The organism is Microcoleus sp. Pol14D4 (genome assembly GCF_036701245.1).
Lineage (GTDB): Bacteria > Cyanobacteriota > Cyanobacteriia > Cyanobacteriales > Microcoleaceae > Microcoleus.
In genome coordinates, this window is record NZ_JAUBQM010000044.1 from 26,126 (window position 1) to 52,517 (window position 26,392).

Sequence of the window (26,392 nt, forward strand, 5' to 3'; positions counted from 1 at the left end):
CGCATATTACCCAAAACCGGGCCCCCTGCATAATTAGCCGAAAAGAAACCCGGTATTTTTGAGGCTACCGGGTTTCTGGGATGCTGAAATGTGGGAAAGTTCGATCGCGGGCGATCGTTAAATTTGTTTAAATAGCTTGGCGAGAAACACGTTTCTCAAAATGAGCCTGAGTCTGCTGCAAAAGTTGTTCGCGACTATCCTTAGCGGTGGTAATGGTAGGGAGCAAGTTGCGAGCTTGTAACGTCATGTGAAGCTGTAGGTGTGCTACGTACTCACTGACATCTTCGCGAAGAGAGCAAGCCGGGTACTGTTTTAAAGTAGAGTTCAAAGTGTTCTCCTGCTTTGAGTTTGTAGAATTTTCTAATAATCATAGAGAATATCACGGTCTATTTCTAAGTGTGTACTCCGTAATGAAGTTTAACCTTTGGACTGCTGTTTTGTTACAATTGTTTACAAAGATTTCTTACATCTCAGGAGTCGATCCCCATGCAGTCTCAAGCATTTCTAAGACCAAATCACATTCAAGTACATTTGTCAATAGCACCACCCAAACAGCAGCCTACCTCGACATCGGGTGCGGCCGACCCTTATTGATGCTGCACGGTTTCTTTGGAGAAAAGACTTGCTGGCTGCCATTAATTGAGTTATTGCAATCTCAGTTTCGGTGCATCAGTTTAGATATGTTAGGTTTTGCATAATCCACCAAACCAGAAATCGGCTATGACGTAGCTGTAGAAGTTGATTTTGTCCGGCAAGTTGTAGAACAACTACATATCGAACCATGCTGCATCATCGGACATTCTTTTGGCGGTTGGGTAGCATCTGCATATTCCCTCAAATATCCTAATTCTGTTAGCAGTTTAGTGTTAGCAGCGCCAGCGGGAATTCTGGACGATAGTTGTTGCGGTCAATACGATGCTTTGGGGCTGCTGTTGTAGGAAACCCCAGCCGTGGATTGGGTCTTGCAGTTGGCAAAACCTTTTGCTAGTTTAGCGGGAAAAAGTGAGAAATTGCAGCAAATTTCAGGGTGGCGCAAGGAGTTAATGTCTCAACCAGTAGCCAGGTCATTTTTAAGGAGCCGGATGCGGCCGGAAGATGCAGTTGATACAGTAGAAAAAGAAATTTACAAATTGCAAATTCGTACCTTAGTAATCGCCGCAGATAGTGACGAAACAATTCCTCTATGGCAGTGTGAAACCTAGGCTAACGAGATACCGGGGGCAGAGTTAGCAATTGTTCCCAATTCTACTCACGGGTTGCCACAAACTCAAGCTCAAATTATGGCGAAGTTGATTTGTAAATTTTTGAATAATTAAGAAAAAGTGTGCAATAAGCCGAATCATAAAAATTGTGATATGCCACCAATTGAAAATAATTGTGTTTTAGTATACTACTTTATTAGAAAATACAGAATATATTGATTAGTGTCTTGTACACTTTTTTCTTATGGCTCTTAAATCTTGTGTCAGCACGAGCTACAGACATTTAGTTGAGTCGGGTATATCACCAATGGCGGCAATGAGGAACTATTTTAATCTGGAAGAAATTACGACAGCCAGAAAAATTAGTGCTGCGGTAATTAATATCAGCGGCCGTCAGCGAATGCTTTCCCAACGAACGGCTTTTTTTTGCATGAGGTTAGTTTGTTCTGAGAATGACCTAGAAAAAGCCCAACTGCGGGGAAATTTGTTAGAGGCGATCGAGCTTATGGAAAAATCGCACCGCGACTTAATTAATATTGGCAGCAGCATCAACTTAGGTAGTCCCCCTTCAGCCACCCTCAAGGCAATGTATTTTGAGCCGCCACTGTATTTAGACAAACAAGTGCGCGCATATATCGATCGAATAAAAGCATTGGTCCAAGTTCCCGATGCCGAACTCATGCTGGAAAACCCCCACCTGCTGTACATTATCGAAGCAGCGGGCGGCGACTTGCTAGAAGCTTTCGATGCCGTGGTGAGTCAATACCAGCAAGAAAGCGAAATCGAACAATTTGAAATCGACCTTAAACAGGTTGAACTTTATCAAGAAAGTTGTGCTGCTACCTCGAAAGCGGAAGCTCAAGCAGCCCAGCTCGATCGCGCACTATGCGAACTAAAACAAACTCAAGCTCAACTCCTGCACAGCGAAAAAATGTCTTCGCTGGGGGCGCTAATGGCTAGTATCGTCCACGAAATTAATAACCCAGTTAGTTTTATTTACGGCAACTTGAGCCATGCCGCAATTTATACTCAAGATTTGCTGCACCTGCTGTGTCTCTATCAAGAATGCTATCCCAATCCCTGTCCCGAAATCACAGCTAAAATCGAAGAGATAGATCTTGATTTTCTAGTTGAAGACTTGCCTAAAGTTATCTCTTCCATGCAAATGGGTTCCAATCGCATTCGCGAAATTGTCAAATCTATGGGCAACTTTTCGCGAACCGATAACAGTAACATGACCTTGTGCGATTTGCACGACAGCATTGACAGCACCGTGTTAATTTTGCGAAACCGTCTAAATTCTCAAATAGACCGTCGCGACATTCAAGTAATTAAAAATTATGGAAAATTGCCTCCTGTAGAATGTTATTCAGGACAGCTAAATCAAGTATTTATGAATCTAATTACCAACGCGATCGATGCTTTGGACGAGATATCACAAAATCAGCCCTATGCTGCGCTAAAAATTTTGATCGCCACAGAATTAGCTGGGCCCGATCGCGTGAGAGTGCGGATTGCTGACACGGGAACCGGAATGGCACCACAGATAAAAGAGCGAATGTTCGAGCAGTTTTTCACCACCAAGGAAATTGGTAAAGGTACCGGTTTAGGATTGTCTATTGTCTACAAAATCTTAGTAGAAAATCACCGAGGATCGCTCCGGTGCGAGTCGGAACCATCCAAGGGAACCGAGTTTATCATTGAACTCCCGATCCAGCAAACTTAAGCAATTTACTAAATCCAAATTTATTTATGTTAACTGTGTGTGGCACGGGCGTCCCGCCTGTGTTAACTGTGTGTGGCACGGGCGTCCCGCCTGTGTTAACTGTAATTAAAATTTACACATATCCTACTCTAATTCGAGCTTCAAAGTTGGCAACAGCTTTTCTAAATTTCTGAGAGATTTCTGTTGCCAAGGAATATCATTTGAACCCAATACCACAAGTTCAATCGTTTTCTTTTTCCTGACGCTAATCACAAATTTAGACAGCATACTGATACCAGAACTGTTAACAAATTCCAATTGTTTTAGGCTCAAGGTAATAGTAGGCGGTTCGCCATTAGCGACCTCATCTAACAATTGGGCTATTGGTGCATACTCTGCCGGGCCGCTCAAGCTGAGTTCGCCTTGGAAAGTGACAGTGACTGATTCTGGATCGTACTGAATGGTGTAATCTTCACCTTTAATTTCATGAATGCCCATTGTGATTTTGTTTCCTGACTAAAATATTGCGATCGCACAAGATAGTAAATATTGAAATGCTAGCAACTAGACCCTAATTTGAACAACAGTCGTAACAATGATGGTATCACTATCTGGCCGGGGCTCGAATTTCCAACCTATCTTAGCTGAATAGTCATTAATCATCGTCAGCAAGCCCAATCCCGAGGTATCGCTTTCGGATTCCGCATTTTTTTCAAGCTGCTGCAAATAAAGTTCATTTGGATCGGAATCCATAATTTCTTCAATAAACTCCTTCAACTTATTCGCCCCTTCTGGATTGACACTATTACTGGCAAAAATTACCGCTATTACCTCTGTTTCCCCAATAAAGTGTATGCCAAATTTGACTTTGTAATTGATATCATCTTTATTAAATTTTATCGCATTTTCTAGGAGTTCGTTGGCGACGTAGCTGACAGCTCCCTTGCTTTCTTTGATCCGTTTCTCGCTGCTAGCATCCTCCTCATCCACCGGTAGAAAGCTAGACAAATAATCGGCTACAAAATGAGCTGAAAGCCTGTTGTTGCGCCAGCGCTGTTTAATGGGGCGAGAACTCGGAGTAAATGTAAGTTCTAGGGAGTCGTGTTCAGGAGGAAATTCTTCAATGAATTCTCCAAAGATTTGTGTCATTGTTTTTAAGCTTCCAGATGTCATGATTTTTCTCGCTCCAATTGATGTATTAAGCTCACTTTTTGGTGAATTTCCACACGCCATTCCAGTTAGCAGGAATACTATTTCTTAACAGCGATTGGAGGCGTTGTAGGTAAAGTTGACTGGGCTTGTCATCTGGATTTAGGGCTACTATCTGTTCAAAACAAACTATGGCCTTAGCAAAATTTCCCTGACAATATTCTTGGAGTCCCTCCTCAAATATAGGCAAAGTTTGAATTTTGAGCGATCGCACTGGTTCTACTTCAACATCTAACACCTCACAAACTGTAATGGCTTCTTGTCTACCTTTGACAATAGCCCGATCCAAAAAACGGATATGATACTTTTCAGGTTGACTCAAACGTTGTACCACATCTCCAGAAATTAATAAAGATACGCCATAATACTTAGTCAAACCTTCCAGACGAGCGGTGAGATTGACATGATCTGAGAGCGCATCTGCTTGCATCCGATTCGCGTCTCCAATAATCCCAACCATCGTATCACCCACATGGATACCAATGCCAATCTTCAGCGGTATATCCCCATTTATTTTACGGCTTTGATTGTATTTGTGCAACTGCTCCAATTTCACAATTCCTGCCTGAATAGCATCATCCACGCCATCAGGAAAAACTGCCATGACTCCATCTCCAATATACTTGACAATAAAACCGTTGTGCTTGCGAATTTCGGGACTAATTTGCTGTAAATAGTTATTGATGAAGTCAAAGTTTTCTTGAGGAGTCATTTGCTCCGCCATCGTGGTGAACGAACGCATATCGGAAAACATAATTGCCATCTCTTTGCTCACGTGATCTCCAAGCTGGAAATCAACCATGCTCTGCTTGCCGAGAAATTGGAGAAATTCATCGGGAACAAAACGTCCGTAAGCCTGTAAAAGTTTCTCTAATTCTTGTTCCCGCGCTTTCACCGTTTGCACCATATGCGAGAATACCTGTGCCAGTTCTCCCAGTGCATCACTGCGCGCTGCCACATCTGACAATATATCGGGTTGAAAACTATTGTTTTTTACAGCAATAGCTGCATCTATAACCTTTTTTACCTGCTCGATGTAAGTCTGCATCTCTCGGTTTTTATGACGGATCTGGTTTTCCAGATCCGTGGAGTGTTGCGTGATAATTTCTACTAAGGTTTCATAGCTGTTTTTTTCATCCTCTACTTCCTCAAGCTTTTCGCTCAACTCCTGGAGCTGGTTATGGAGTTCTTCTGGAGATTTAGATGGTGCTAAATTTATTTGTGGTTTCATAATTTATACTTCTGAATCTGGAAGCGCAAAGTTGTTTGACTTCCTCGCTGTAAATTATTATAACTTACAGGCGCGGAACTCGAAATCTTGTTTCTGCTTCGATGCTTGATTACTAAATCCAAGACCCCTGGTAGAAACCGGGTTGACGACCGTCAATCATAAATTATGCACAATATTTCCCTGTTGCTTCAATACTAGCAAAGTAATGTCATCAAATACCTTTTGTTCTCCAATAAATTTTCGCAAATCAGCGATGGTGGCTTCCTTGATTTGTTCGGCGCTCAAATGCCAGTTTTGAGAAACCACTTCACAGAGTCTTTCGATACCGTAGAATTTTTTGTGTATGTTTCTAGCTTCGGGGATGCCGTCAGTATAAAGCACCACGCCGTCCCCCGGCTCTAAGTCTACTAAAACATGGCTAATCCAATCAGAAATATCCTCATCTAAGGCGAGCGGAAATCCTAAATCTATGGTGTCTATCCGCTGGATTTGACCACCTTTCCTGACCACTAGAGTTTCCTCGTGTTGACCGCTGATACTAATTGTGCTATCGGCGTAGTTGAGCAAAGCTAGGGTCATATTTTTGTCGGAGTTCATGCGCTGGACATTTTTATAAATAGTGCGGTTGAGGGTATCTAAAAAACGCACCGGATCGGATTCTTGCATTTCCTGAAGAGTGCGGACAGCAGCTTGAGTCATCACCATCAAAATGCCGCTTTCTAATCCGTGTCCGGTGACATCACCAATGCAAATCGTGACAACCCCGTTAGTACAAAGTACGTCGTAGTAATCACCGCCTACTTCCGAGGCTGGCTCCATAAATCCGGCAATATCTAAATTTTCAATCGCTGCGAGTTCAGCAGGTTTTGGCAGAATCAACTGCTGCATTTGTTTGAGCATATCGAGTTCGGAGCTCATGCGGAGGTTTTCCGCTTTCAGGCGCTGGTTGAGAGTGGCAATTTGTTTAGTGGCTGTGGCGAGTTCAGAGGTACGTTCTTTGACTTTATCTTCTAGCGTTTCAAAGGATTCTTGCTGTTGTCTCGCCATGCTGTTAAAGGAATTTCTTAAGGTTTCAATTTCCCAAATTCGACTGGAATCAACGTTCTGGTTAAGAGCGCCACCTGCTAGATATTCTGAAGCTCGAGCAATTTGATTCAGGGGGCGAGTAATCCAGCTAGCGGTGAAAATACCCACTCCAACAGAGACAATTAAAGCCACCATACAGAGCAAAATTGTCTGGCGAGTGTTAGCATAAATTTGCGCCATAAAGTCGGCTTCAGGAACTACTACTACAATCAGCCAATTGAGACCGTACTTGTCAGTTAGCGGAGAAACTTGGATAAATTGCCGCTCACCGTTTAGCTTAAAGTCAAGTTGAACAGTTTGATGGATGTCTTCCAAACGCTTGAAGCGATCGAACAGATAAACCACACTTTTACGCATCAATGGATTGCTGCTTTCCTGTGCTTTTATCCGCTTTTTATCTTTGCCTTTTCCCACCGACAGAGGCTGTTCTTTAAGCGAGGTGGCTATTAATTCACCCTGGGGTTCAATGATAAATACTTGACCGGAATTACCCACTCTTAAGGTTTGCAGGAAGTGACGAATTTGATCGAGTCCCATCTGGCAAGTCAGCACGCCAATTAGTTTCCCTTCGCCATCATAATAGGGTAGACTCGCATTAATTTGCAGCGTACCGTAACCAAAATTAATATAAACTTCACTCCAAGCTGCCTGTTTCTTCTCAACAGCTACTCTGTAAAAAGGGCGCGTGCGAACGTCATAATTGGGCGTGTTTTTGTCGATTGTTGTCGGGTTTCCATTATCGTCAAGGTTGTAATATATCAAGTCGCCGCCCCCCGGAATCAGTTGCTGGGCAAGCTTAGGTTGTTCAAGTCCAACCAGCCGATTTACCCAACCCACACGCAGGTACTGACCTTTTTCGTTGGCAATTCCCGCGTGACCGATCGAATTAAATTGCAGAACTTGTTTCCAAAAATAGGGTCGTGCTTGCTCCAAATCGTCAAAGTTCAACACCCCCAAAGGTACAGCATCCTGATTGATCTGATTCACCAATGGCGGAGCTTCCAGATAGGTTTGAACACGTTCGTAAACTCTCGCACTCACTTCGTGCCGCAACTGACTAACAATATCGTTGACTATCTGCTCTCCATTTCTGTAAGAGAGATAGCCAACGCAGCCAACAGCAGCCAAAATTTGGAGAACAAAGGGAACTACTAAGACATTGCGGAGACGGAATTTGCCCGATCTGGAGACGATCGCACTTTTTTGAGAAACCATTGTTAAAAACACTCCCAGCGGGCAGTTTTTTGTTACAAGACTTGATAATGGATATATTAAGAGCGACTCACAATGTTATCATATCAAAAACTCAACCAACATCAAAAAATCTGCGTTCATCAGCGCTCATCTGCCTCCATCAGCAGTTACAATAAAAAAATAAATACTCAAAAAAATGCAAATTACTAACTCCCTCCACAGCGCCCTACTCATCTCCAACCTAGAAAAATCCCAACACTTTTACAGCACCGTACTAAGACTGCAAAAAATCGATCGAGACTTAAAATTTCCCGGAATCTGGTATCAAATCGGAGACTTCCAGCTCCACCTAATTTTAGGTGCAACAATTATCCCAGATGCCGTAGACCATGCCAAATGGGGACGCAACCGACATCTAGCGTTTTCTGTTGCTAACTTAGAGGCAGCCAAACAGCAGTTAATCGCTCACAATTGCCAGTTTCAAATGAGCGCGTCAGGTCGATCGGCATTATTTACCCAAGATCCCGACGGCAACATCATCGAACTCAGCGAGTAACAGATGAAAATCATCGCTTATTCTTACACCGAACCGCTACTCGAAACAGCACCCGCACCGGAAATTTGGGGTCAAGAAGTCGATCGCACCTATCAAGACTTAGGAGGGCGACAACAACTGCAACAACTCCTAAAAGACTGCGAAACAGAACCAGTCAAATACCTGTTAATTCAGCGTTTTGAAGAACTCGGCGACACCGTACAGCAAGTGTGTTCGCACCTCGCCAAACTCGAAAACCTCGGCGTCGAAATCATCGTACAAGCAGAAACAGAACCGCGAAACCGCAAAAACTTGCTGCACATTCTTGCAGAAATCCAGCGCAGCCAACACAGCCGGAGTATTCGCAAAGGACACGCCCGCAACCGCATCAAGTCCCGGATTCCACCGGGTAAGGCTCCCTACGGCTACCGGCGCGGCAAAGATTGTTATACGATCGATAAAACCACCGCCCCCACCGTCAAAGACTTTTTTGAACACTTTTTAATTTACGGTTCCTTGCGAGGTTCCGTGCGGTATTTAGCCAAGAAATACAACAAAAAAATCTCTGTAAGCACCGGCCGCCGCTGGCTGACAAATCCCGCCTACCGAGGCGATTTGGAATATCAAAGCAGCCAAGTAATTTCTAACACCCACGTCCCGATTATTTCCAGAGAAGAAGCCGCCCAAATAGACAGGTTACTGCGCCGCAACCGCTGCCTTTCTCCTCGCAGCGCTAGCGCCCCACGTTCCCTCGCCGGTTTAGCAATTTGTGCAGAATGCAAATCGCCCATGACAGTTGCCAAAGTCACCTCCTACCGCCAAGAAAAAGAATACCTTTATTTGCGACCGATTAACTGTCCAAAACAACCTAAATGTAGCGGCCTTTCCTACGATGAAGTATTGCAATTAACCATCGCCGGTATTTGTCGGGATTTACCCGATGCTGTTGCTGGGTTGCAAATGCCGAATATGAATGGAATTAAAGCAGGAATTGTCAGGGCGATCGCATCGAAACAAGAAATTATAGAGCAACTTCCCGCCCTGATTGACAGGGGCATATTAGACACGGAAACGGCAGAGTTTAGAGCCTACAAAATCCGCACCGAAATTGCCGAACTGCAAAGCAAATTAGCGCAACTACCCCCAGTAAATTTGCGAGAAACTGCCCAAACTGTTTCCCTGCCGCAATTTTGGCTCGATTTATCAGAATCAGAACGCAGGTTTTACTTTCGAGAATTTATCGATCGCATTGAAATCGTCCGGGAAAATACAAATTGGAAACTGCAAGTTATTTTCATTTTTTAAGAATTAGCTCGACGTTTATTTATAGATCCTAGGTTAGATGCCCAACTTCTTAAATAAGTGGGGTATTTGGGTAATCTATTAGTTCGCTAGGAGTGGACTTCGTTTGACAAGCATCGGTTTCTACCGCTGGATTATCTTGTTTACCTTTTAGCCAATAGACGCTCATCTCTCCTTTTCCTTTAATCGTAATCGCACCTCTTTCCTCCAATAAATACCGATCTTTTAACAGTTCGTAAATAGCCGTAGTAACTTGAATATATCCCGGTAATCCTTGACATTCCATCCGAGAAGCAACATTAACAGTATCTCCCCACAAGTCATAGATAAATTTTTTAGTGCCAATTACGCCAGCAACTACTGGCCCTGTATGAATGCCAATCCGAATTTGAAATGGTTCGCCTCTGTCATTTTGAAAATCAGCGATCGCTTCCTGCATATCCAAGGCCATATTCGCGATCGCTTCTGCATGATCTGCCCTCGGCACCGGCAACCCCCCCGCTACCATATAAGCATCTCCAATGGTTTTAATTTTTTCCAAACCGTGTTTTTCAGTTAGTTGGTCAAACCTGGAAAAAATTTGGTTCAATACATTTACCAATTCTAGAGGTAACATTCTAGCAGCAATAGACGTAAAATCGACAATATCGGCAAAAAGAACTGTTGCTGAATCAAACCTCTGGGCAGGAGAACCCTCGCCCTTTTTCAAATTTTCAACAATCGCTGCTGGTAAAATATTCAGCAATAAATGATCCGACTTTGTTTGAGCAAGCCGTAAAGCTAGCTCCACCCCCTGCCGCTCTTTAATTTCATTTTGCAAACGATCGACAAGTTCTTGGAATTGCTTCGTTTGCTGTTGAAGTAACTGTTGTTGAGTTTGAATAGTTAACTGATTTGCCACTCGTGCCAATACTTCTTTACCGTGAAAAGGTTTAGTAATATAGTCAACTGCTCCCACATCAAAGGCTTTCACCTTATCTACAACGTCATCTAAGGCGCTTAAGAAAATCACGGGAATGGAACTGGTTTTTGGTGAAGCTTTCAAATTTGCACATACCTCATATCCATTCATATCTGGCATCATCACGTCCAGCAAAATTAGGGTCGGCGGAAACTCTTGCACTGTAGCGATCGCCCTTTGTCCGTTCAGCGCTTTACGAACCTGATACCCTTGTTCGGTCAAGATTGTAGATAAAAGCCGCACATTATCGGGCTTATCATCAACTACTAAAATGTTGGCTTGGATTGTAGGATATTGATGGCTGTCCATGCGATCACTCACGGTAGTTTGTCAAGATAAAAGATATTAACACTTAAGAAGTTTACCTCAAAAACAGGAAGCAGTATAAATTTCGATTTGCTCTCCTAAAAAAAAGATTGCAAGGAGACGCTATTGCGGCTTAATGTTAGGTCTTTTTTAAATGAAATAGCCTCCTAACTTTAGATTAGTTGAAAACAGGTGTTTTCACACCGTTGCAACTGCTGACTGCGCTATATCTATAATGTCGTCAAATAGGAAATCCTGCACCAAAGTAGTTAAATATTGTGCTGCCAAATCAAATTCGCTCGGCATTTCCTCAATCAACTTGAGAATTTTATCGTCGCAACATTCATGAGCAGCATGAGATATCTTTTCTACCCACTCAATAGGCATTTGACCTAGTTGTGACTCTACCGATTGATTGCTAGTCCCTCCGCTAATTTTGATTTCATTTTCTTGTGGTGCATCAACAGATTCCTCATAAATGTAACGCACTCCTAAAAGTTCTTCCATTTTCGCAAATAATATCTTTGCATCGAAGGGTTTACGCATGAAATCATCGCAGCCTGCTCCTAAAATAGTTTGTCGTTCCTCTTCAAAAGCGCTAGCAGTAAGAGCAACTATTACAGTTTGTTTTCCGAGAGGATGAGCTTTAATTTTTCTGGTGGCTTCATAGCCGTCCATGACAGGCATCTGCATATCCATCCAGATCAGGTGCGGTTGCCAATCCTCCCATACAGCAATAGCTTCTTCACCATCTCTAGCTGCTCGCACGATGATGCCTAGTGGTGACAATAATCTCTCTATTACTAGGCAGTTATCGGCGCGATCGTCTACAACCAAAATCCGGTATTCTGGTTGATTCGGTGCTAAACCAATTACTTTTTTCTGCGGTTTAAGGATTTTAATCTCGCTGGGAGTGGCAAGGCTGATGTGAATATCAAACGCAAACTTACTTCCCAACTCAGGTGTACTGCTGACAGTAATATCTCCTCCCATCATTTGTACAAATTTGCGGCTAATTGGTAAACCTAATCCAGTCCCCTGTTGAGACTTTTGACCTGTTTTTGTTTGCTCAAATGGTTCAAATAACTTATTCATTTCTTCTGCAGCAATGCCAAGACCCGTATCTTCAATTTCAAACTGAAGGCGTAACAATTCCGGGTGAAAGTCATTCGTGCCTACACAATCACAGTCTGCCAAGCTTTCGGACTGATTAAAACCAGTGCACCATCCGGGTTTTCTTTGTATAGCTGTGGTTTCAACCGCTAAGCTTTCGGAATGTTCAGAACCCGCGTCGGCAAGTTTTGTTTGTGTGTCCGAAAACTCTGCCGTTTTAGCCCCCAAACTTTCTTGGACTTTCTTTTTCACTCGCAAAGTAACGCTACCCCTCTCTGTAAACTTGATGGCATTTCCTACAAGATTAATCAAAATTTGCCGCAATTTACCTTCATCTCCAGTAACAAAGTGTGGTACGCCGTCACCCACTTCCAAATTTAGCTGCAATTTCTTAGATTTAGCTTTTAATCGAAACATTTCTTCTAAGGTTTTTAGCAAGCGCATTAAATTAAAACTGCTTTCATTAAGCTGACTTCGACCGGCTTCAATTTTGGACATTTCCAAAATGTCATTAATTAGGGCAAGCAAGTGTTCACCGGCACGATTAATAATTTCTAGGTGCTGCTGGTGTAGATTGTTGAGAGATGAATCGCGCACCATCACCTGACTAAATCCGAGAATGGCATTCAGAGGAGTCCGCAATTCATGGCTCATAGAAGAAAGGAATTCGCTCTTGGCGCGGTTAGCTGTATCAGCAGCTACGACAGCTTTTTGTAATGCTTTTTCTGCTAATTTACGTTCAGCAAGTTCTGTTTTGGCTTGTTCAAAAAGGGTGGATTGCTGGAGGGCAATTGCTAGCTGCACGGAAATTTGCTGCAGAGATTCTATCTCAGAAGAGGTCCAATGCCTGTAACTGCGGCAGTGATGAGCAATTAGTAGCCCCCATAGTTTTTCACCTTGCAAAATGGGAACCACGAGGTTAGCTTTAATTTCCAAATCGCTCAGTAAATTAACGTGGCACTCTGAAAGACCTGACGTATAAATATTGTCGATCGCGCGCAGGTGTCCCTGCTGGTAAACAGAGACGTAGCCTTCTCGAAAACAAGGGTCATTAATGTCTATTCCCAAAATCGACATCGTACCGACAGCTACAGACTCGACGGCTATAAATCCACTCCAATCTGGATTAAAGCGGTAAATAACTGTTCTATCAGTTGACAAAAACTGCCGGACTTCTTCAACAGCCATTGTCATTACTTCTTCTAGGTTAAGAGACGAACGAATTCGCTCTTGAATGGAATTAACGAGCCGCTCCCTTTTTACTTGCTGCTGCAAGGCTAGTTCCGCCTGTTTGCGAGAAGTAATATCTACTCCATAACCAACGCACTCCACAGGTATACCAGCAGCATCTTTGACTAACTTAACCTCATCGTATATCCAGCGATAACCACCGTCTTTGTGCCGTTCGCGGTATTCGTAGGAAATCGATTCTTTTTCCAATATCTGAGCGAATGAAGTATCAACAATCTCTCGATCTTCTGGATGAACCAGGCTATGCCAATCAAGGGAACCATCAACCAATTCTCGCGCTTCGTAACCAATCATTGAAACAACATTATCGCTGACAAATGTTACATCATAATTTCCCCCTAATTGGCAGCTAAAAATCACCGCCGGAGTAGTCGCCAGCAAATATTGCAAGCGTTCGGTGACAGAACGCAAGTTTAACTCGGCTTGCTTGCGATCGCGAGCTTCCATTGCTAAAGCTGCGATCTGCGCCACATAGCTAGCAAAGCTTTGTTCGTCGAGCGTCCAATTCCTGGTCGTTCCTAGATGTTCTAAACAAATTACACCCGCAATTTGCCCTTTATGGGTAATAGGAACATCTAGCATCGACGAGATGTTTAAAGGCTTCAAATAAGATTCGCTAAATTCTAGGGTGCGGGGATCGGTTTTGGCATCAACCGCTGCGATCGCCTGTTCTTTATTCAAAGCTTGGAAATAGCTAGGATAGTCAGCAACTTTCATTTCTGCACCCGCGCTGTGTTTATTGGGCGTCAGTTCGTAAAGATCCGCACAGCACATTGCGGCTCTATCTTCCCGATAAAACCAAATACTTGCCCGCTCAACATTCAGAGTACGGGTTGCCATTTGCGTAATCTCTCTCAACGCCTCGCCGATATTTCCCTCGTATATACTAGAATTTTTTGCTAATTCTAGCAAACCATTTTGTTGTTCAGTTAACCTAGTTTCTCGTTCGCGCAAAGCAGATTCAGCGGCTATTCTTTCTCTTATTTCTGCTTCTAAATAACCATTAATTTCTGTCAACTGTACGGTACGCTCTTGGACTTTAATTTCTAAATCATCATAAGCGTGGCGCAACGCTAATTCAGCATCTTCACGCACCCCAATCTCAGTCTGCAACTTGCGATTTATGACCTCTAATTCTTGGGGTGTTTTTAAAGACAAAAACTGGGGCAATAGTGTTACCATCGAGGCGGCGGTGAAGCAGGAAACCAGTGCAGTAATTCCTTTTTCAATCCCCGACAGCCAATAAGCGGAATGCCACAACGTCCAAATGTCTAGCAAGTGACCCGTGCCGCACAGAATAATAAATGCACCAAATAAAGCAAATATTCTTAAAAAAGGAACATCGCGCCGCTTGAAAATAAAATAAATTAGCATCGCCGGAATTGAATAGTAGGCGATCGCGATTAAAAAGTCCCCAGTTACGTGCAGCCAGACTAAAGGCGTTTGCCAAAGATAGCAATGACCGTGAGGCATATACTGAGTTGGGGAAAAGATATTTTTGAGTGCTTCCCACATAATACTTGTTATTGGTAGATAATATGGATTTGATGATGGTTAAGTTAGGCAAAAAATAAAAGAAACCGAAAATTGTAGCTGGATTCAGCATTATTTATTAACGCCTCAACCCAGCTTGTTCATAACAGCTTGCTTCTCCACTAGGTGGCGCTCGCTAAATTGCGATCGCAAAGGAATTTCAATGATAAACTCAGTACCTCTCCCAACCTCGGAAGTGCAACGCAAATAACCTTCATGGGCTTGAATAATCTGATAAGAAATCGCCAAACCCAGCCCGGTACCAGCACCGATAGGTTTTGTTGTATAAAATGGATCGTAAATTTTAGCGATCGCATCATAATCTATGCCAGTGCCATTATCAGCAATGTGAATCTGCACCCACTTGCCATCAACTAAAAGAGTGCGGATGCGAATTTTTAGCAGTGGGCAAGAAATGTTTTGTAAGTGGTCACAGCAATTATTTTCCCAATAGCCGTTGGTCGCATATCCCTGGTGTACAATCTGTTCTAAAGCATCAATAGCATTAGAACAAATATTCATAAATACTTGGTTAAGCTGCCCCGCGTAGCATTCTAATAGTGGCAAATCTCCATACTCTTTAATCACTTGGATAGGAGGACGGTTTGGTTGTTCTTTCAAGCGGTGCTGCAAAATCATTAAAGTGCTATCGAGACCTTCATGGATATTTACCTTTTTCATGTCAGCTTCGTCTAGTCGGGAGAAAGTCCGTAAAGATTTAACAATCTCCCTAATTCGCTCTGCTCCAATTTTGAGCGAACCAAAAAGTTTTTGCAAGTCTTTTAAAATAAAATCGAGTTCGATAGTGTGAATCTTGTCTGCAATTTCCGGCGCAGGAGTGGGGTAATAAATTTGATAAACCTTAATCAATGCCACAATCTCTTTAATGTATTCCTCCGCCGGAATCAGATTGCCATAAATGAAGTTGACAGGGTTATTTATTTCGTGGGCAATGCCAGCTACCATTTGACCCAAAGAGGACATTTTTTCAGTTTGCACGAGTTGAGTTTGAGCGCCTTTAAGTTGTTGCAGAGCGTTCTCTAAATGCTGAGTTTGTTCTAGCAGTTTAGCTTCCGACTGCCGCAATAAATTTTCAGCCAAAGAGCGATCGCGATTTTCCTGTAGCAAAAGTTCATTGGTGGATTCTAAAGCGATCGTCCTCTCCATCACCCGTTTTTCCAATTCTAGCATTAATTCCGAGAGTGCTTCTTGAGCTTGTTTGCGCTCGCCAATTTCTTTTTGTAAAGCCAAATTTGCCACCGCTAATTGATCTGGACTGGGGATAGCCAAGATTTTTGGGATTAGTTCCACTAGCACTGCGGCTGTAGATAGCGAAATCAGCGCTGTAATCCCTTTAAGAAAACCAGAGAACCAATAATTAGGATGCCACAGCGTCCATATTTCCATAATATGGGTAATCCCGCAGCAGATTATAAAAGAGCCAAACAGCATAAAAACCCAGTCAAAAGGCAAGTCTTGCCGCTTTTTGACAATATAAATCAGCGCGATCGGTATCAAAAAATAAGCGACAGCTATCAAACCATCGGACAAAACGTGTAGCCCCACTAATCCCGGCTTCCACAAGTAGCAATGACCGTGAGGAATAAAATAGTTTGAAAACATTTCATCAACCATTTGCATCAAATTAACTCGGTTATTTGCTAATTTTTTTTAAAAGCTGGTTACAGGATAATTTTAAAAACGGCTGGCAGAAAAATAAGAATTAGAGTTTCGGACTTAACACTTGTGATGAGTAGATGCAGCAAGATGAAACTACTGTTAATTAAAGTAACATCAATCGACTCAGCTTTAGCAAAGTCAACTGTCACATTATTAATTCTGCCTTCACTACCAACTGTGACACCGGCATGACATTTTCGCCAGCTAGCGAGAAAAACTGAGCGCAAATCCCTTTCCAGTAGGAGCGCCAGCGCCCATTGAAATTAGGTTATAGCACTCAGCGATCGGTCACGCAACGGGGTAATCACCTGATTTAACGGATTTCACGGATTTAACTTAATGAAGAGAAGCTTTATCAAAAACCTGTAGAGGTGGGTTTACTCTTGTACCCTTGAAGAGTGCAGGCAGGTTAAATACACCCGCCCCCTCCCCGCGAGGGAATTCTTTATTGATAGTGATACTCTTCGGGGGAGATTTAACCAATTTGACCAATTACCCCACGAACAATGTCGCTACAGGATCGTGTCGCAATCCAATAGGCGATCGCTCGGAGCTTTACACTCAATCATAAGTGATAATATCAACGATACACTTATATGGTTATTGCCAGTTATGACGATAGATGAGGTACTACAGCTAACTCGTGTGCGATTACAAAAAGATTTATATCCCGTACAAGAAATCATACTCCGCCAAGTTTGGGAAGGAAAGACTTATACAAGTATCGCATCTGCCTCTCATTACGGAGAGCATTACCTGAGAAACATCGCCTCATCCTTGTGGCAATCTCTCTCTCAAATCTTGCAGACATCTATTAGCAAATCAAATTTTCGCTCTTGTGTAGAATCACGTTCCCTGACTACAGAGGAACGAGAATTAATTGAAGCATTCACCCGCAGCAAATGCCTAGCAACACCTTTAGAATTTCCCGGCTCTCCCGTGCCCCTAGATTCGCCATTTTATATCCCTCACCCGCTAATTGAAGAACTCGCCTATCGAGAGATTACTAAAGCCGGAAGTGTGCTGCGGATTAAAGCTCCCAGGAAGATGGGAAAAAGTTCCCTTCTGCTACGGATTTTAGAGCGCGCGACTTCTCTTGACTATCGAACTGTAAGTTTAGATTTTCAGCAAGCCGAGGAAGCTGTCTTAGCCAATATCGATAAATTTTTACGCTGGTTTTGTGCCAACATCAGCCGTCACCTAGAATTACCACCTCTATTAGATGATTATTGGGATGAAGACATGGGTAGCAAAGTAAGCTGCACCATCTATTTGCAACAATATATTTTAGCAGAAATGAGTACCCCTCTTGTGTTAGCTTTAAATGAAGTAAATAGAATTTTTGAGTATCCAAAAATTGCCCGAGAATTTTTGCCGCTGCTGCGAAGCTGGCATGAAGAAGCAAAGCGGATTGCAACTTTGGGAAAACTGCGGTTAATCGTTCTTCACTCCACAGAAATTTATATTCCTTTAAAGCTCACTGAATCGCCTTTTAATGTCGGTTTACCGCTGCAATTGCCCTATTTTACAGAAGAGCAGATACTTGCTTTAGCCCAGCGTCACGGACTGGATTGGACAGATAGCCCCGATGCCGATCGACTCATGGCAATGGTGGGGGGACATCCTTATCTGGTGCGGCTAGCTCTTTACCACCTCTGTCAAAACAATGTAACCCTAGATCAGCTACTACAAGAAGCTCCCACAATAGCGGGAATTTATAAAGATTACTTGCGGAGTTTTTGGGCAACATTGCAAGAGTATCCCGAACTTGGGGTTGCACTTAAACAAGTGGTAAAATCGGAACACGGAGTGGAATTAGATCCGATAGTGGCTTCTAAATTATTTAGTATGGGGCTGATTTATATCGATAACAACCGCTGTACGCTAAGCTGCGAGTTGTACCGCCTCTATTTTGGTTCGCACAACTTTATTTAGTTATTGCCCCACCTGAAAAATCTGTTCTGCCGTTAAGTTTAAATCCGGGAAAGCGAGCGATCGCAACATCTCATCACCTCTAAACTGATTAACTACATACTCACCATCAACCAATTGGTTTACGGAAATAGTTGGTTGCTTGGGGTTGCCAATATATCTTCTGCCACCTAAACCTAAATAATCGACAATCCAGTATTCAGGAATTGCCAATTTTTCATATTCTGCCAACTTTATGAAGTAGTCATTTTGCCAATTCGTACTCACGATTTCGATGACTAAACGGATATTTTCACCTCTGGTAATAGTCGAGCGCTTTTTCCACATTGGTTCCGTTTCGATTTGTTGCCAATCTAATACCATCACATCTGGGCTGTAGCCAGACTTATCAGAATCAATAGCCTTAATAATTCCTTGTCTGGGAATGAAATAGGGCAAAGCCAAACGTTTAATTTCTACTCCCACTTCAAGGGCGAGGAAGCCCCCTACTTGTTCGCGAGTTCCAGTTGCTTGGATTTCTATAACAGTTCCATCATGTAGTTCAAAGCGACCTTCACCCTCTGGATACCAGTCCAGAAACTCGTCTAGGGTCATTTGTTTATACTGGGTCGGTTGTTCTTGAACGAGCATATTGATTCTCCTTGTTTGCTGTTAATTTCAATGTTAATATAAATTAATAACATTATGCGATTTATATTGTAAAATAACTTCCACTCGTTACTGGGTCAATATTATTTTTAAACAAACTACTCTGAAAACGTAAATTTTAAGGAGGGATTATAATTAAGTAGGGAGGGTGACAAAAATTAAGGATCGGACTACCTCTTTTTATAAACTTTCACCTTTCAACCCACCCATCAACCGCATGACCCAGGTAACATACCAAATTGGTGGCAGTCTCGCCAGTGATGCGCCTACATACGTAGTGCGACAAGCCGATTCCGAACTTTATGAAGCCTTAAAACGAGGCGAGTTTTGCTACGTCCTCAACTCCCGACAAATGGGCAAATCTTCCCTTCTCGTTCGCACCTTCCATAGATTGCAAGCAGAAGGATTTCAATGCAGCACGATCGACATGACTCGCATCGGCAGCGAAAATATTACTCCTTTACAGTGGTATAAAGGAATCGTTGGGGATTTGTGGCGCAGCTTCAATTTGTTAGGAAAAGTTAATTTAAAAACTTGGTGGAAAGAACAAGAAGAAGTTTCTCTCCTGCAAAGATTGAGTCAATTTGTTGAAGAAATTTTATTAAAAACCTTTGCTACCAATCAAATTTTTATATTTGTCGATGAGATTGATAGCATTTTAAGTTTAGATTTTCCCGTGGATGACTTTTTTGCTTTGATCCGTTATTGTTACAACCAACGCGCCATTAATCCCGACTACAATCGGATTACATTCGCAATTTTTGGAGTAGCTACGCCCAGCGATTTAATCGCCGATAAAAATCGGACACCTTTTAATATCGGACAAGCAATTGATTTGTCAGGATTTAGCTTAGAAGAAGCGCAACCCTTAGCGAAAGGGTTAGAAAATGTCATAGCCAATCCGCAAGCAGTTCTCAAAGAAATCTTAGCTTGGACGGAAGGGCAGCCATTTTTAACTCAAAAAATATGTGAATTAGTGGTAAGAATAGCGGGCGCATCCCACAGCCGGGATTTAAAAATCCCACCGGGAACCGAGGAATTTTTTGTGGAATCGGTGGTGACAGAAAACATCATCAATAACTGGGAATCGCAAGATGAACCCGAGCATTTAAAGACAATCCGCGATCGCATCTTGCGAAACGAGCAACGCATGGGTAGATGGCTGGGAATTTACCAGAAGATTTGGCAAGGTGTGCCAGTGCCAACCGATGACAGTCGAGAACAAATAGAATTGCTACTCAGTGGCTTGGTAGAAAAAAGACAAGGTTTATTGAAAGTAAAAAATCGAATTTATCAAAAAGTTTTTGACAGCGAATGGATCGAAACCAAATTAGGATTACTACGTCCTTACTCGCAAAACTTAGATGCCTGGTGGGCGGCAAAACAACAAGATAAATCGCGCCTATTGCGGGGACAAGCATTGAAAGACGCTCAAAATTGGGCGCGAGGAAAAAGTTTAAGTGACCTAGATTATCAGTTTTTATCCCAAAGTGAAGAATTAGACCGAATCGAAGTGCAACAAGCACTAGAAGCAGCACGACTAACAGAAGTTGAAGCACGACTGTTCGAGCAGAAAAAAAATGCCAAACGACAAAAACACTTTATAGTAACACTGAGTATGGCATTAATCTTAGCTTTAGGATTGGGAGCGATCGCCTTTTCACAATATCATCAAGCCAATCAAAGCCAACGCAACGAAAAAATTGGTAAAATTCAAAGCATAACGCGGTATTCCGAAGCCCTATTTGCCTTAGATAAGCGGTTAGATGCCTTAATAGAAGCCCTCAAAGCCCGAAAAGAACTACAACTATTAAAAGGCACAGATCGCCAGACAAATGGCATGGTTGAATCGGCGCTACGTCGAGCAATTTATGGAGCAATTGAATATAACCGTTTTTCAGGCAATAGTGGTTGGATGAATGCCTTAGCCATTAGTCCTAATGATGAGATTGTCGCTGTGGGGACAAGCGACGGAAATGTTCAAATTTGGCATCAAGATGGCAGATTAATTCGCACTTTCAAAGCACATATAGCACCAGTTATAGGAATTGCGATCAGTCCCGATCGTCAGCTTATTGTTTCTGGGAGTGGAGACTTAACAATTAAACTCTGGCAGCTTAACAGTAGCACAGATAAAGCAGCACTACCTTTACACACTCTCACAGGACATAAAGCTCCAATTTACAGCGTCAAGTTTAGCCCTGATGGAGAATTGATTGTCTCAGCTTCCCAAGATAGTACGGTGAAACTGTGGCGGCGCAATGGCACATTATTCAAAACATTAACAGGGCATCTTGGCGTAGTCAGGAAAGCAGTTTTTAGCCCCGATGGAAAGTTAATTGCCTCCGCTTCTGAAGATAGCACTGTAAAAATTTGGCGACGTGATGGCACCTTGCTGAAAACGCTTTCACAACCTCAATCTCCAGTCTTATCTATTGCCTTTAGTCCTGATGGTAATGCGATCGCTGCGGGCACTGGAGACGGTACTATTAAACTCTGGAACCGTGACGGCACTTTGTTAAGAACTATTGCCGCCCATGAGGCAGGAATTCAGGCATTAGCTTTTAGCCCTGATGGAGAGACTATCGCCTCTGGTTCTGATAACCAAATACTCAAACTCTGGAACATTGACGGCACCTTGCTCACCGCCCTCAAAGCACATGACAGCGCAATTAGCGATCTTTCATTTAGTCGCAATGGCGAATATCTGGCCTCGACATCTTTTGATGGCACCGCTAAACTTTGGAAATTAAGCAACTCCTTGCTGACAATTCTACGGAGACATACTGCTGGCGTTTGGGGAGTAGCTTTAAGCAAAAATCAAGGATTAGTTGTTTCATCAAGTGGAAACGAGGTTTTTCTTTGGCACAGAAACGGTAAGTTACTGAGGCGATTTGAGGGGCGTAACTCTGCGTTTAGTGGTGTTGGCATCAGTCCCGATAACAAAATTATTGCTGTAGCTAGTGCAGACAAATCTGTTAAACTTTGGAGTGCTGATGGCACCTTATTGAAGACTCTCTCAGGAGGAGTTGATATGAGGAGAGTTGTTTTTAGTCCTGACGGCAAAATCATAGCTTCTTCCAGTGGGGATAGAACAGTCAAACTTTGGCAGTTAGACGGAACCGAATTGACTACCCTCAGAGGACATAAAGCTGGGGTTTGGGGGGTAGCTTTTAGTCCTGACGGGGAGGTTATTGCTTCAACCAGTGGAGATAAGACTGTTAAGCTTTGGCGGCGGCTTGATGGGAGGTTAATTAAGACCATTCAAGGTCACAAGAGTTTAGTTTTTGGCGTAGCTTTTAGCCCTGATGGTGAGGTAATTGTGTCGGCGAGTGATGACAAAACGGCTAAACTTTGGAGTCGTGATGGTAAGTTGCTACACACTCTCAAGGGACATATTTCTGGAATTTGGAGTGTGGCTTTTAGTCCTGACAATAAAACGATCGCTACAGGGGGTAGTGACGGTATGATTAAACTTTGGCAACGTGACGGCAATGAGATTACCACTTTAATTGGACATAGCGCACGAGTTGGGTCTTTGGCTTTTAGTTCTGATGGTAAAACTCTTGCTTCTGCTTCAGAGGATAAAACAGTAATTCTCTGGAATTTAGAGCAGAGTGTAGAGTTAGATCGGGTACTAGCCTCTGGATGCGATCGCGTGCGAGATTATTTGCGAACAAATGCTGATGTGAAGGAGGAGGACAGACATTTGTGCGATCGAGTGGGCGATCGTTAAATTATCCGCAACCATGAACTATCAATTATGAGAGATTATTCTTACCACATTGGCGGCAGTCTCACCACTGATGCGCCTACCTATGTCGCACGACAAGCAGATATCGAACTTTATCAAGCCTTAAAACGAGGCGAGTTTTGCTACGTTCTCAATTCGCGACCAATGGGCAAATATTCCCTTCTCGTTCGCACCTTCCATAGATTGCAAGCAGAGGGATTTCAATGCAGTACGATCGACATGACCCCTATCGGTAGCGAAAACATTACTCCTTTACAGTGGTATAAAGGAATCGTTGGGGATTTAGGGCGTGGCTTTCATCTTTTAGGGCAATTTAACTTGAAAACCTAGTGGAAAGAACAAGAAGAAGTTTCTCTCCCGCAAAGATTGAGTTAATTTATTGAAGACATATTATCAGCGAGATTTCCGGAGGAGCGAATTTTTATATTTGTCGATGAGATTGATAGTATTTTAAGTTTATATTTTCCAGTTGATGACTTTTTTGCCTTGATTTGTTATTGTTACAACCAACGCGCCATTAATCCAGAATACAATCGAATTACCTTCGCGATTTTCGGGGTAGCTACGCCCCGCGATTTAATAGTAGATAAAAATCGCACTCCTTCAGTCTATGGCTTAACCGCCAAGGCGGTTGCTATAAAAAAGCCGCAGGTAAATGCAGATGAAAAGTTCATAATCTGCGTTGAACTGCGGTTTCACAACAAAAAGGAGTTTAGTAAAAAAAATTTAGGAGATTTTGGTCCGCTTGCGCTTAGCCGCCAACAAACCACTTGCGCCAAGAGCAAGTCCTAACATCGTGGTGGGTTCTGGTACTGGTTGGACTGTGAGTTCGTAGTTGCCGTTGTGAGAAATTCCGTCGTCTGCTGCTGTAAGTCCCGACCCAGTGGCGTTAAAACTGTACTTGTATTGAGTCACGCCGCCGTAGGTCACTTTGATAACTTCGCTCGCTTGTAGCGGTTTGGTGCCCAATATCCCCACGACACTAGACGGTAGGGATTTTAGTAATAGTGTTTTTGCATCGAAGTGACCGGCTAAGCCAATCTTAATATCACTGGTAGCGGTGTCCTGATTCACATAAGAAACGTTGGAGTCACTGAATCGTTGGAAGACGCCTGCATTTAAACCGGTATTGTAGATGGTTGAACCGAATAGACTAATCACGCTGCTGAACCCGTTAGCAGCAAAGACATCTTTAAACCATCTGTTAGCGAGGTTATCTGCCCCATAACTGGTGTCATAGGTACCTTTTTTGGTTGTAAACCAGTCTGCTCCATTCAGGCTGCTGAGGATAAGATTCATGCCGAAGAGGGAGCCAGTCAAGCTCGTAATGGGAGCTGTCTTGAAATTGGTAAGACCGACAGAAGAAAAGGGAGTCGTGTACAAGCTCGTTTCGCTATTGGCAAACAGTTCGACGTTCCCACCAGGGCTCGCCGCGGAACCTTCTAATACAGTGGATAAAGAGGCTGAGTCGTCGCGAACCGTTTGATTACCAACTTGTTTGTAGAGCAAGTAGTCAGTGCCGGCTGTTCCAGAGACAGTAGGGTTTGTTAAAGAGGCAGCAAAAGATGAGGCCGCTGTGATTGCGCTCATGCTAGCCACTAATGAAGTGCTCATTAAAAATTTCCACGCTGCCTTTGCCATAATAATACCTCCGAGGGATGACTGTTTGTCTGTTATATTTGTAACTCTCTTTTGGGTGTAATTATGTAAAGGTTGGGCTAATTTTTGGTGGGGAAAATGTAAAGATTAGGTAAATCTAGGACTTAAGGATTGACAAAAAACATTATCTATGCGTTCTACATCGTGCCATCACTGCTAAGGTTCGCAAAAATATACTCACGGACAACTAAAGTGAACAGATTTCTTTGGACTTCATACCAATTGCTAATTATCTTTTTAGAGCGCATCAACTCCAATTTGATAAAGGCGTGAAGTGAGGAAAATATGTGAGTCTCGATCGCGAAGGTGTCTCTCACCATGAACCGACAAATTGCACATACTTGTTTGACGGCTATATGAAAGTTTCAATGCCCCAATGAACATCGTGAATGGTGATAAATTCACTTCGACTTGCCTCTTTTCTCTTTAAGGTTGGACGGCTATTGCCGATATAAAATATAATTTAAAATATAATTTCTATAGTCTTCTTTTTTAAAGTCTTTCCTAAACAACTTTATAAATTAAATTTATTTAAGGCGAGTCATTGATCGTTCAGATTCAATCTCCAAAGTGCTTATATGGTAATATTTTCCTGCTCATTTTACACGATAACAATTAAATATCAACTATGAAAGATTACTCTTACCAAATTGGTGGCAGTCTCACAACTGATGCGCCTACCTATGTCCAACGACAAGCAGATATCGAACTTTATGAAGCCTTAAAACTCGGCGAGTTTTGCTACGTTCTCAATTCGCGACAAATGGGCAAATCTTCCCTTCTCGTTCGCACCCTGCACCGCCTGCAAGCCGAAGGATTTCAATGCAGCACGATCGACATGACCCGCATCGGCAGCGAAAACATTACTCCCTTACAGTGGTACAAAGGAATCGTTGGGGATTTGTGGCGCAGTTTCCATCTTGTAGGAAAAGTCAATTTAAAAACCTGGTGGCAAGAACAAGAAGAAGTTTCTCTCCTGCAAAGATTGAGTCAATTTATTGAAGAGATATTATTAGCAAGATTTCCGGAAGAGCGAATTTTTATATTTGTCGATGAGATTGATAGTATTTTAAGCTTAGATTTTCCCGTAGATGACTTTTTCGCCTTGATTCGTTATTGTTACAACCAACGAGCCATTAATCCAGAATACAACCGAATTACCTTCGCGATTTTCGGAGTAGCTACGCCCAGCGATTTAATCGCCGATAAAAAGCGGACACCTTTTAATATCGGACAAGCAATCGATTTGCCCGGTTTTTCCTTAGAAGAAGCCTCTCCTTTAACTCAAGGGTTAGAGAGTGTAGTTAGTAATGCCGAGGCAATTATCAAATCAATATTAGCTTGGACTTCTGGGCAACCATTTTTGAGCCAAAAGCTGTGTCAATTGATAGTAAGAGCGACGCGAGAATCTCACACTGACCTGCTGATGATTCCACCTGGAACAGAAGGATTTTTTGTGGAATCGGTCGTGCGATCGCGCATCATCGAGAATTGGGAATCTCAAGACGAACCGGAGCATTTAAAAACGATACGCGATCGCATCCTGAGAAATGAGCAACGTGCTGGCAGACTACTAGGCATCTATCAAAAAATCTTACAAGGAGTGGAAGTACCAACGGATGACTCGCGAGAACAGGTAGAACTATTGCTGTCTGGTTTGGTAGTAAAATACCAGGGTTTTTTACAGGTAAGAAACCAGATTTATCAAGAAGTATTTAACAAAAAATGGGTAGAAAAACATCTCGCTTCCTTGCGTCCATACTCTCAAGCCTTTGATGCTTGGATAACTTCCAAGCAGACCGATAAATCCCGACTGTTGCGCGGAGAGGCATTGAAAAATGCTCAAGCTTGGGCCCAGGGTAAAAGTTTGAGTGACTTAGATTATCAGTTTTTAGGCGCTTCTGAAGAATTAGACCGAAGAGAAATGCAGGTAGGATTGGAAGCAGAACGGGCTAAAGAAATTGAAGCCAGACTAACAGAAGAACAAAAAAGACTAGCTGTAGAGAAAAAAAGTTCTAGGGCGTCAGTTCAGTATTCGGACTTGACAAAACTAAAGGTCTATGATAAGTGAATTGAGAAGCCGGTTAAATT

At 42.7% G+C, this 26,392-nt stretch carries 19 protein-coding genes and 2 pseudogenes; 10 read left to right on the forward strand and 11 right to left on the reverse strand.

Annotated elements, in window-relative coordinates; genetic code table 11:
- Positions 1-127 precede the first annotated feature (127 nt).
- Positions 128-328 carry a hypothetical protein gene (locus QUA33_RS16670; protein ID WP_006634481.1) on the reverse strand — a complete coding sequence of 67 codons (201 nt, stop codon included), beginning with the start codon at positions 326-328 and terminating at the stop codon, positions 128-130.
- 82 nt (positions 329-410) lie between these two features.
- Between QUA33_RS16670 and QUA33_RS16675 the strand changes: the two genes are divergently transcribed.
- The 4 genes from QUA33_RS16675 to QUA33_RS16690 all read left to right on the forward strand — a co-directional run bounded on the left by QUA33_RS16675 (position 411) and on the right by QUA33_RS16690 (position 2,928).
- Positions 411-698 carry a hypothetical protein gene (locus tag QUA33_RS16675; protein ID WP_333149613.1) on the forward strand — a complete coding sequence of 96 codons (288 nt, stop codon included), beginning with the start codon at positions 411-413 and terminating at the stop codon, positions 696-698.
- A gap of 75 nt (positions 699-773) precedes the next feature.
- Positions 774-938, forward strand: coding sequence for an alpha/beta fold hydrolase (locus tag QUA33_RS16680; protein WP_333149637.1), 165 nt, complete (start codon positions 774-776; stop codon positions 936-938).
- A gap of 12 nt (positions 939-950) precedes the next feature.
- A complete protein-coding gene (locus QUA33_RS16685; RefSeq protein WP_333149615.1) occupies positions 951-1,202 on the forward strand; it encodes a hypothetical protein in 252 nt (83 codons plus the stop codon).
- A 244-nt stretch (positions 1,203-1,446) separates the two neighbouring features.
- Positions 1,447-2,928, forward strand: coding sequence for an ATP-binding protein (locus QUA33_RS16690; RefSeq protein WP_333183029.1), 1,482 nt, complete (start codon positions 1,447-1,449; stop codon positions 2,926-2,928).
- A 123-nt stretch (positions 2,929-3,051) separates the two neighbouring features.
- Here the strand turns inward: QUA33_RS16690 and QUA33_RS16695 are convergent, their stop codons facing one another.
- The 4 genes from QUA33_RS16695 to QUA33_RS16710 form a co-directional block, all read right to left on the reverse strand.
- Complete coding sequence (locus tag QUA33_RS16695; RefSeq protein WP_333076885.1) at positions 3,052-3,405, reverse strand: slr1659 superfamily regulator; 354 nt, start codon at positions 3,403-3,405, stop codon at positions 3,052-3,054.
- Between the two features lie 66 nt (positions 3,406-3,471).
- Complete coding sequence (locus QUA33_RS16700; protein WP_333076887.1) at positions 3,472-4,080, reverse strand: DUF6272 family protein; 609 nt, start codon at positions 4,078-4,080, stop codon at positions 3,472-3,474.
- Between the two features lie 31 nt (positions 4,081-4,111).
- The gene (locus QUA33_RS16705; RefSeq protein ID WP_333149619.1) at positions 4,112-5,347 is read right to left on the reverse strand and encodes an adenylate/guanylate cyclase domain-containing protein; all 1,236 of its coding nucleotides are present in this window, start codon (positions 5,345-5,347) and stop codon (positions 4,112-4,114) included.
- Between the two features lie 156 nt (positions 5,348-5,503).
- Positions 5,504-7,648, reverse strand: a complete 2,145-nt coding sequence (locus QUA33_RS16710; RefSeq protein WP_333149621.1) for a SpoIIE family protein phosphatase — start codon at positions 7,646-7,648, stop codon at positions 5,504-5,506.
- A gap of 175 nt (positions 7,649-7,823) precedes the next feature.
- On the opposite strand from QUA33_RS16710, the gene QUA33_RS16715 reads away from it, so the two are divergent.
- Complete coding sequence (locus QUA33_RS16715) at positions 7,824-8,183, forward strand: VOC family protein (protein WP_333149623.1); 360 nt, start codon at positions 7,824-7,826, stop codon at positions 8,181-8,183.
- 3 nt (positions 8,184-8,186) lie between these two features.
- Positions 8,187-9,467: a recombinase family protein gene (locus QUA33_RS16720; protein ID WP_333149625.1), complete on the forward strand. Its 1,281-nt coding sequence runs from the start codon at positions 8,187-8,189 to the stop codon at positions 9,465-9,467.
- A 49-nt stretch (positions 9,468-9,516) separates the two neighbouring features.
- Here QUA33_RS16720 and QUA33_RS16725 read toward each other — a convergent pair whose 3' ends face one another.
- The 3 genes from QUA33_RS16725 to QUA33_RS16735 all read right to left on the reverse strand — a co-directional run bounded on the left by QUA33_RS16725 (position 9,517) and on the right by QUA33_RS16735 (position 16,269).
- Positions 9,517-10,734 carry an adenylate/guanylate cyclase domain-containing protein gene (locus QUA33_RS16725; protein ID WP_333149639.1) on the reverse strand — a complete coding sequence of 406 codons (1,218 nt, stop codon included), beginning with the start codon at positions 10,732-10,734 and terminating at the stop codon, positions 9,517-9,519.
- Between the two features lie 195 nt (positions 10,735-10,929).
- Positions 10,930-14,610 (reverse strand): GAF domain-containing protein, encoded by a 3,681-nt coding sequence (locus QUA33_RS16730; RefSeq protein WP_333149627.1) that lies wholly within the window; start codon positions 14,608-14,610, stop codon positions 10,930-10,932.
- Between the two features lie 105 nt (positions 14,611-14,715).
- A complete protein-coding gene (locus tag QUA33_RS16735) occupies positions 14,716-16,269 on the reverse strand; it encodes an ATP-binding protein (protein WP_333149629.1) in 1,554 nt (517 codons plus the stop codon).
- Positions 16,270-16,953: 684 nt separating this feature from the next.
- Between QUA33_RS16735 and QUA33_RS16740 the strand changes: the two genes are divergently transcribed.
- Entirely contained in the window at positions 16,954-18,243 is a 1,290-nt protein-coding gene (locus QUA33_RS16740) for an AAA-like domain-containing protein (protein ID WP_333149631.1), read from the forward strand.
- Here QUA33_RS16740 and QUA33_RS16745 read toward each other — a convergent pair whose 3' ends face one another.
- Positions 18,244-18,870: a Uma2 family endonuclease gene (locus QUA33_RS16745; protein WP_333149633.1), complete on the reverse strand. Its 627-nt coding sequence runs from the start codon at positions 18,868-18,870 to the stop codon at positions 18,244-18,246.
- A gap of 166 nt (positions 18,871-19,036) precedes the next feature.
- Here QUA33_RS16745 and QUA33_RS16750 point away from each other — a divergent pair, with 166 nt between their 5' ends.
- Both QUA33_RS16750 and QUA33_RS16755 read left to right on the forward strand, forming a co-directional pair.
- The gene (locus tag QUA33_RS16750; RefSeq protein ID WP_333149635.1) at positions 19,037-22,624 is read left to right on the forward strand and encodes a WD40 domain-containing protein; all 3,588 of its coding nucleotides are present in this window, start codon (positions 19,037-19,039) and stop codon (positions 22,622-22,624) included.
- 27 nt (positions 22,625-22,651) lie between these two features.
- A pseudogene (locus tag QUA33_RS16755) lies at positions 22,652-23,245 on the forward strand (AAA-like domain-containing protein); the annotation flags it as partial.
- Positions 23,246-23,368: 123 nt separating this feature from the next.
- Here the strand turns inward: QUA33_RS16755 and QUA33_RS16760 are convergent.
- Both QUA33_RS16760 and QUA33_RS28265 read right to left on the reverse strand, forming a co-directional pair.
- On the reverse strand, positions 23,369-24,283 hold the full coding sequence (locus tag QUA33_RS16760) for an NF038130 family PEP-CTERM protein (protein WP_333099456.1): 915 nt from the start codon (positions 24,281-24,283) through the stop codon (positions 23,369-23,371).
- A 155-nt stretch (positions 24,284-24,438) separates the two neighbouring features.
- Positions 24,439-24,894, reverse strand: a pseudogene (locus tag QUA33_RS28265) (hypothetical protein); the annotation flags it as partial.
- Between the two features lie 35 nt (positions 24,895-24,929).
- Between QUA33_RS28265 and QUA33_RS16765 the strand changes: the two are divergent.
- Positions 24,930-26,372: an AAA-like domain-containing protein gene (locus QUA33_RS16765; protein WP_445243255.1), complete on the forward strand. Its 1,443-nt coding sequence runs from the start codon at positions 24,930-24,932 to the stop codon at positions 26,370-26,372.
- Positions 26,373-26,392 lie beyond the last annotated feature (20 nt).

Coding starts and splice junctions, on each gene's coding strand:
- QUA33_RS16760 (WP_333099456.1), bottom strand. CDS start 24,283: ATGGCAAAGGCAGCGTGGAAATTTTTAATGAGCACTTCATTAGTGGCT.
- QUA33_RS16675 (WP_333149613.1), top strand. CDS start 411: ATGAAGTTTAACCTTTGGACTGCTGTTTTGTTACAATTGTTTACAAAG.
- QUA33_RS16695 (WP_333076885.1), bottom strand. CDS start 3,405: ATGGGCATTCATGAAATTAAAGGTGAAGATTACACCATTCAGTACGAT.
- QUA33_RS16720 (WP_333149625.1), top strand. CDS start 8,187: ATGAAAATCATCGCTTATTCTTACACCGAACCGCTACTCGAAACAGCA.
- QUA33_RS16765 (WP_445243255.1), top strand. CDS start 24,930: ATGAAAGATTACTCTTACCAAATTGGTGGCAGTCTCACAACTGATGCG.
- QUA33_RS16715 (WP_333149623.1), top strand. CDS start 7,824: ATGCAAATTACTAACTCCCTCCACAGCGCCCTACTCATCTCCAACCTA.
- QUA33_RS16690 (WP_333183029.1), top strand. CDS start 1,447: ATGGCTCTTAAATCTTGTGTCAGCACGAGCTACAGACATTTAGTTGAG.
- QUA33_RS16725 (WP_333149639.1), bottom strand. CDS start 10,734: ATGGACAGCCATCAATATCCTACAATCCAAGCCAACATTTTAGTAGTT.
- QUA33_RS16730 (WP_333149627.1), bottom strand. CDS start 14,610: ATGTGGGAAGCACTCAAAAATATCTTTTCCCCAACTCAGTATATGCCT.
- QUA33_RS16735 (WP_333149629.1), bottom strand. CDS start 16,269: ATGCAAATGGTTGATGAAATGTTTTCAAACTATTTTATTCCTCACGGT.
- QUA33_RS16700 (WP_333076887.1), bottom strand. CDS start 4,080: ATGACATCTGGAAGCTTAAAAACAATGACACAAATCTTTGGAGAATTC.
- QUA33_RS16705 (WP_333149619.1), bottom strand. CDS start 5,347: ATGAAACCACAAATAAATTTAGCACCATCTAAATCTCCAGAAGAACTC.
- QUA33_RS16745 (WP_333149633.1), bottom strand. CDS start 18,870: ATGCTCGTTCAAGAACAACCGACCCAGTATAAACAAATGACCCTAGAC.
- QUA33_RS16710 (WP_333149621.1), bottom strand. CDS start 7,648: ATGGTTTCTCAAAAAAGTGCGATCGTCTCCAGATCGGGCAAATTCCGT.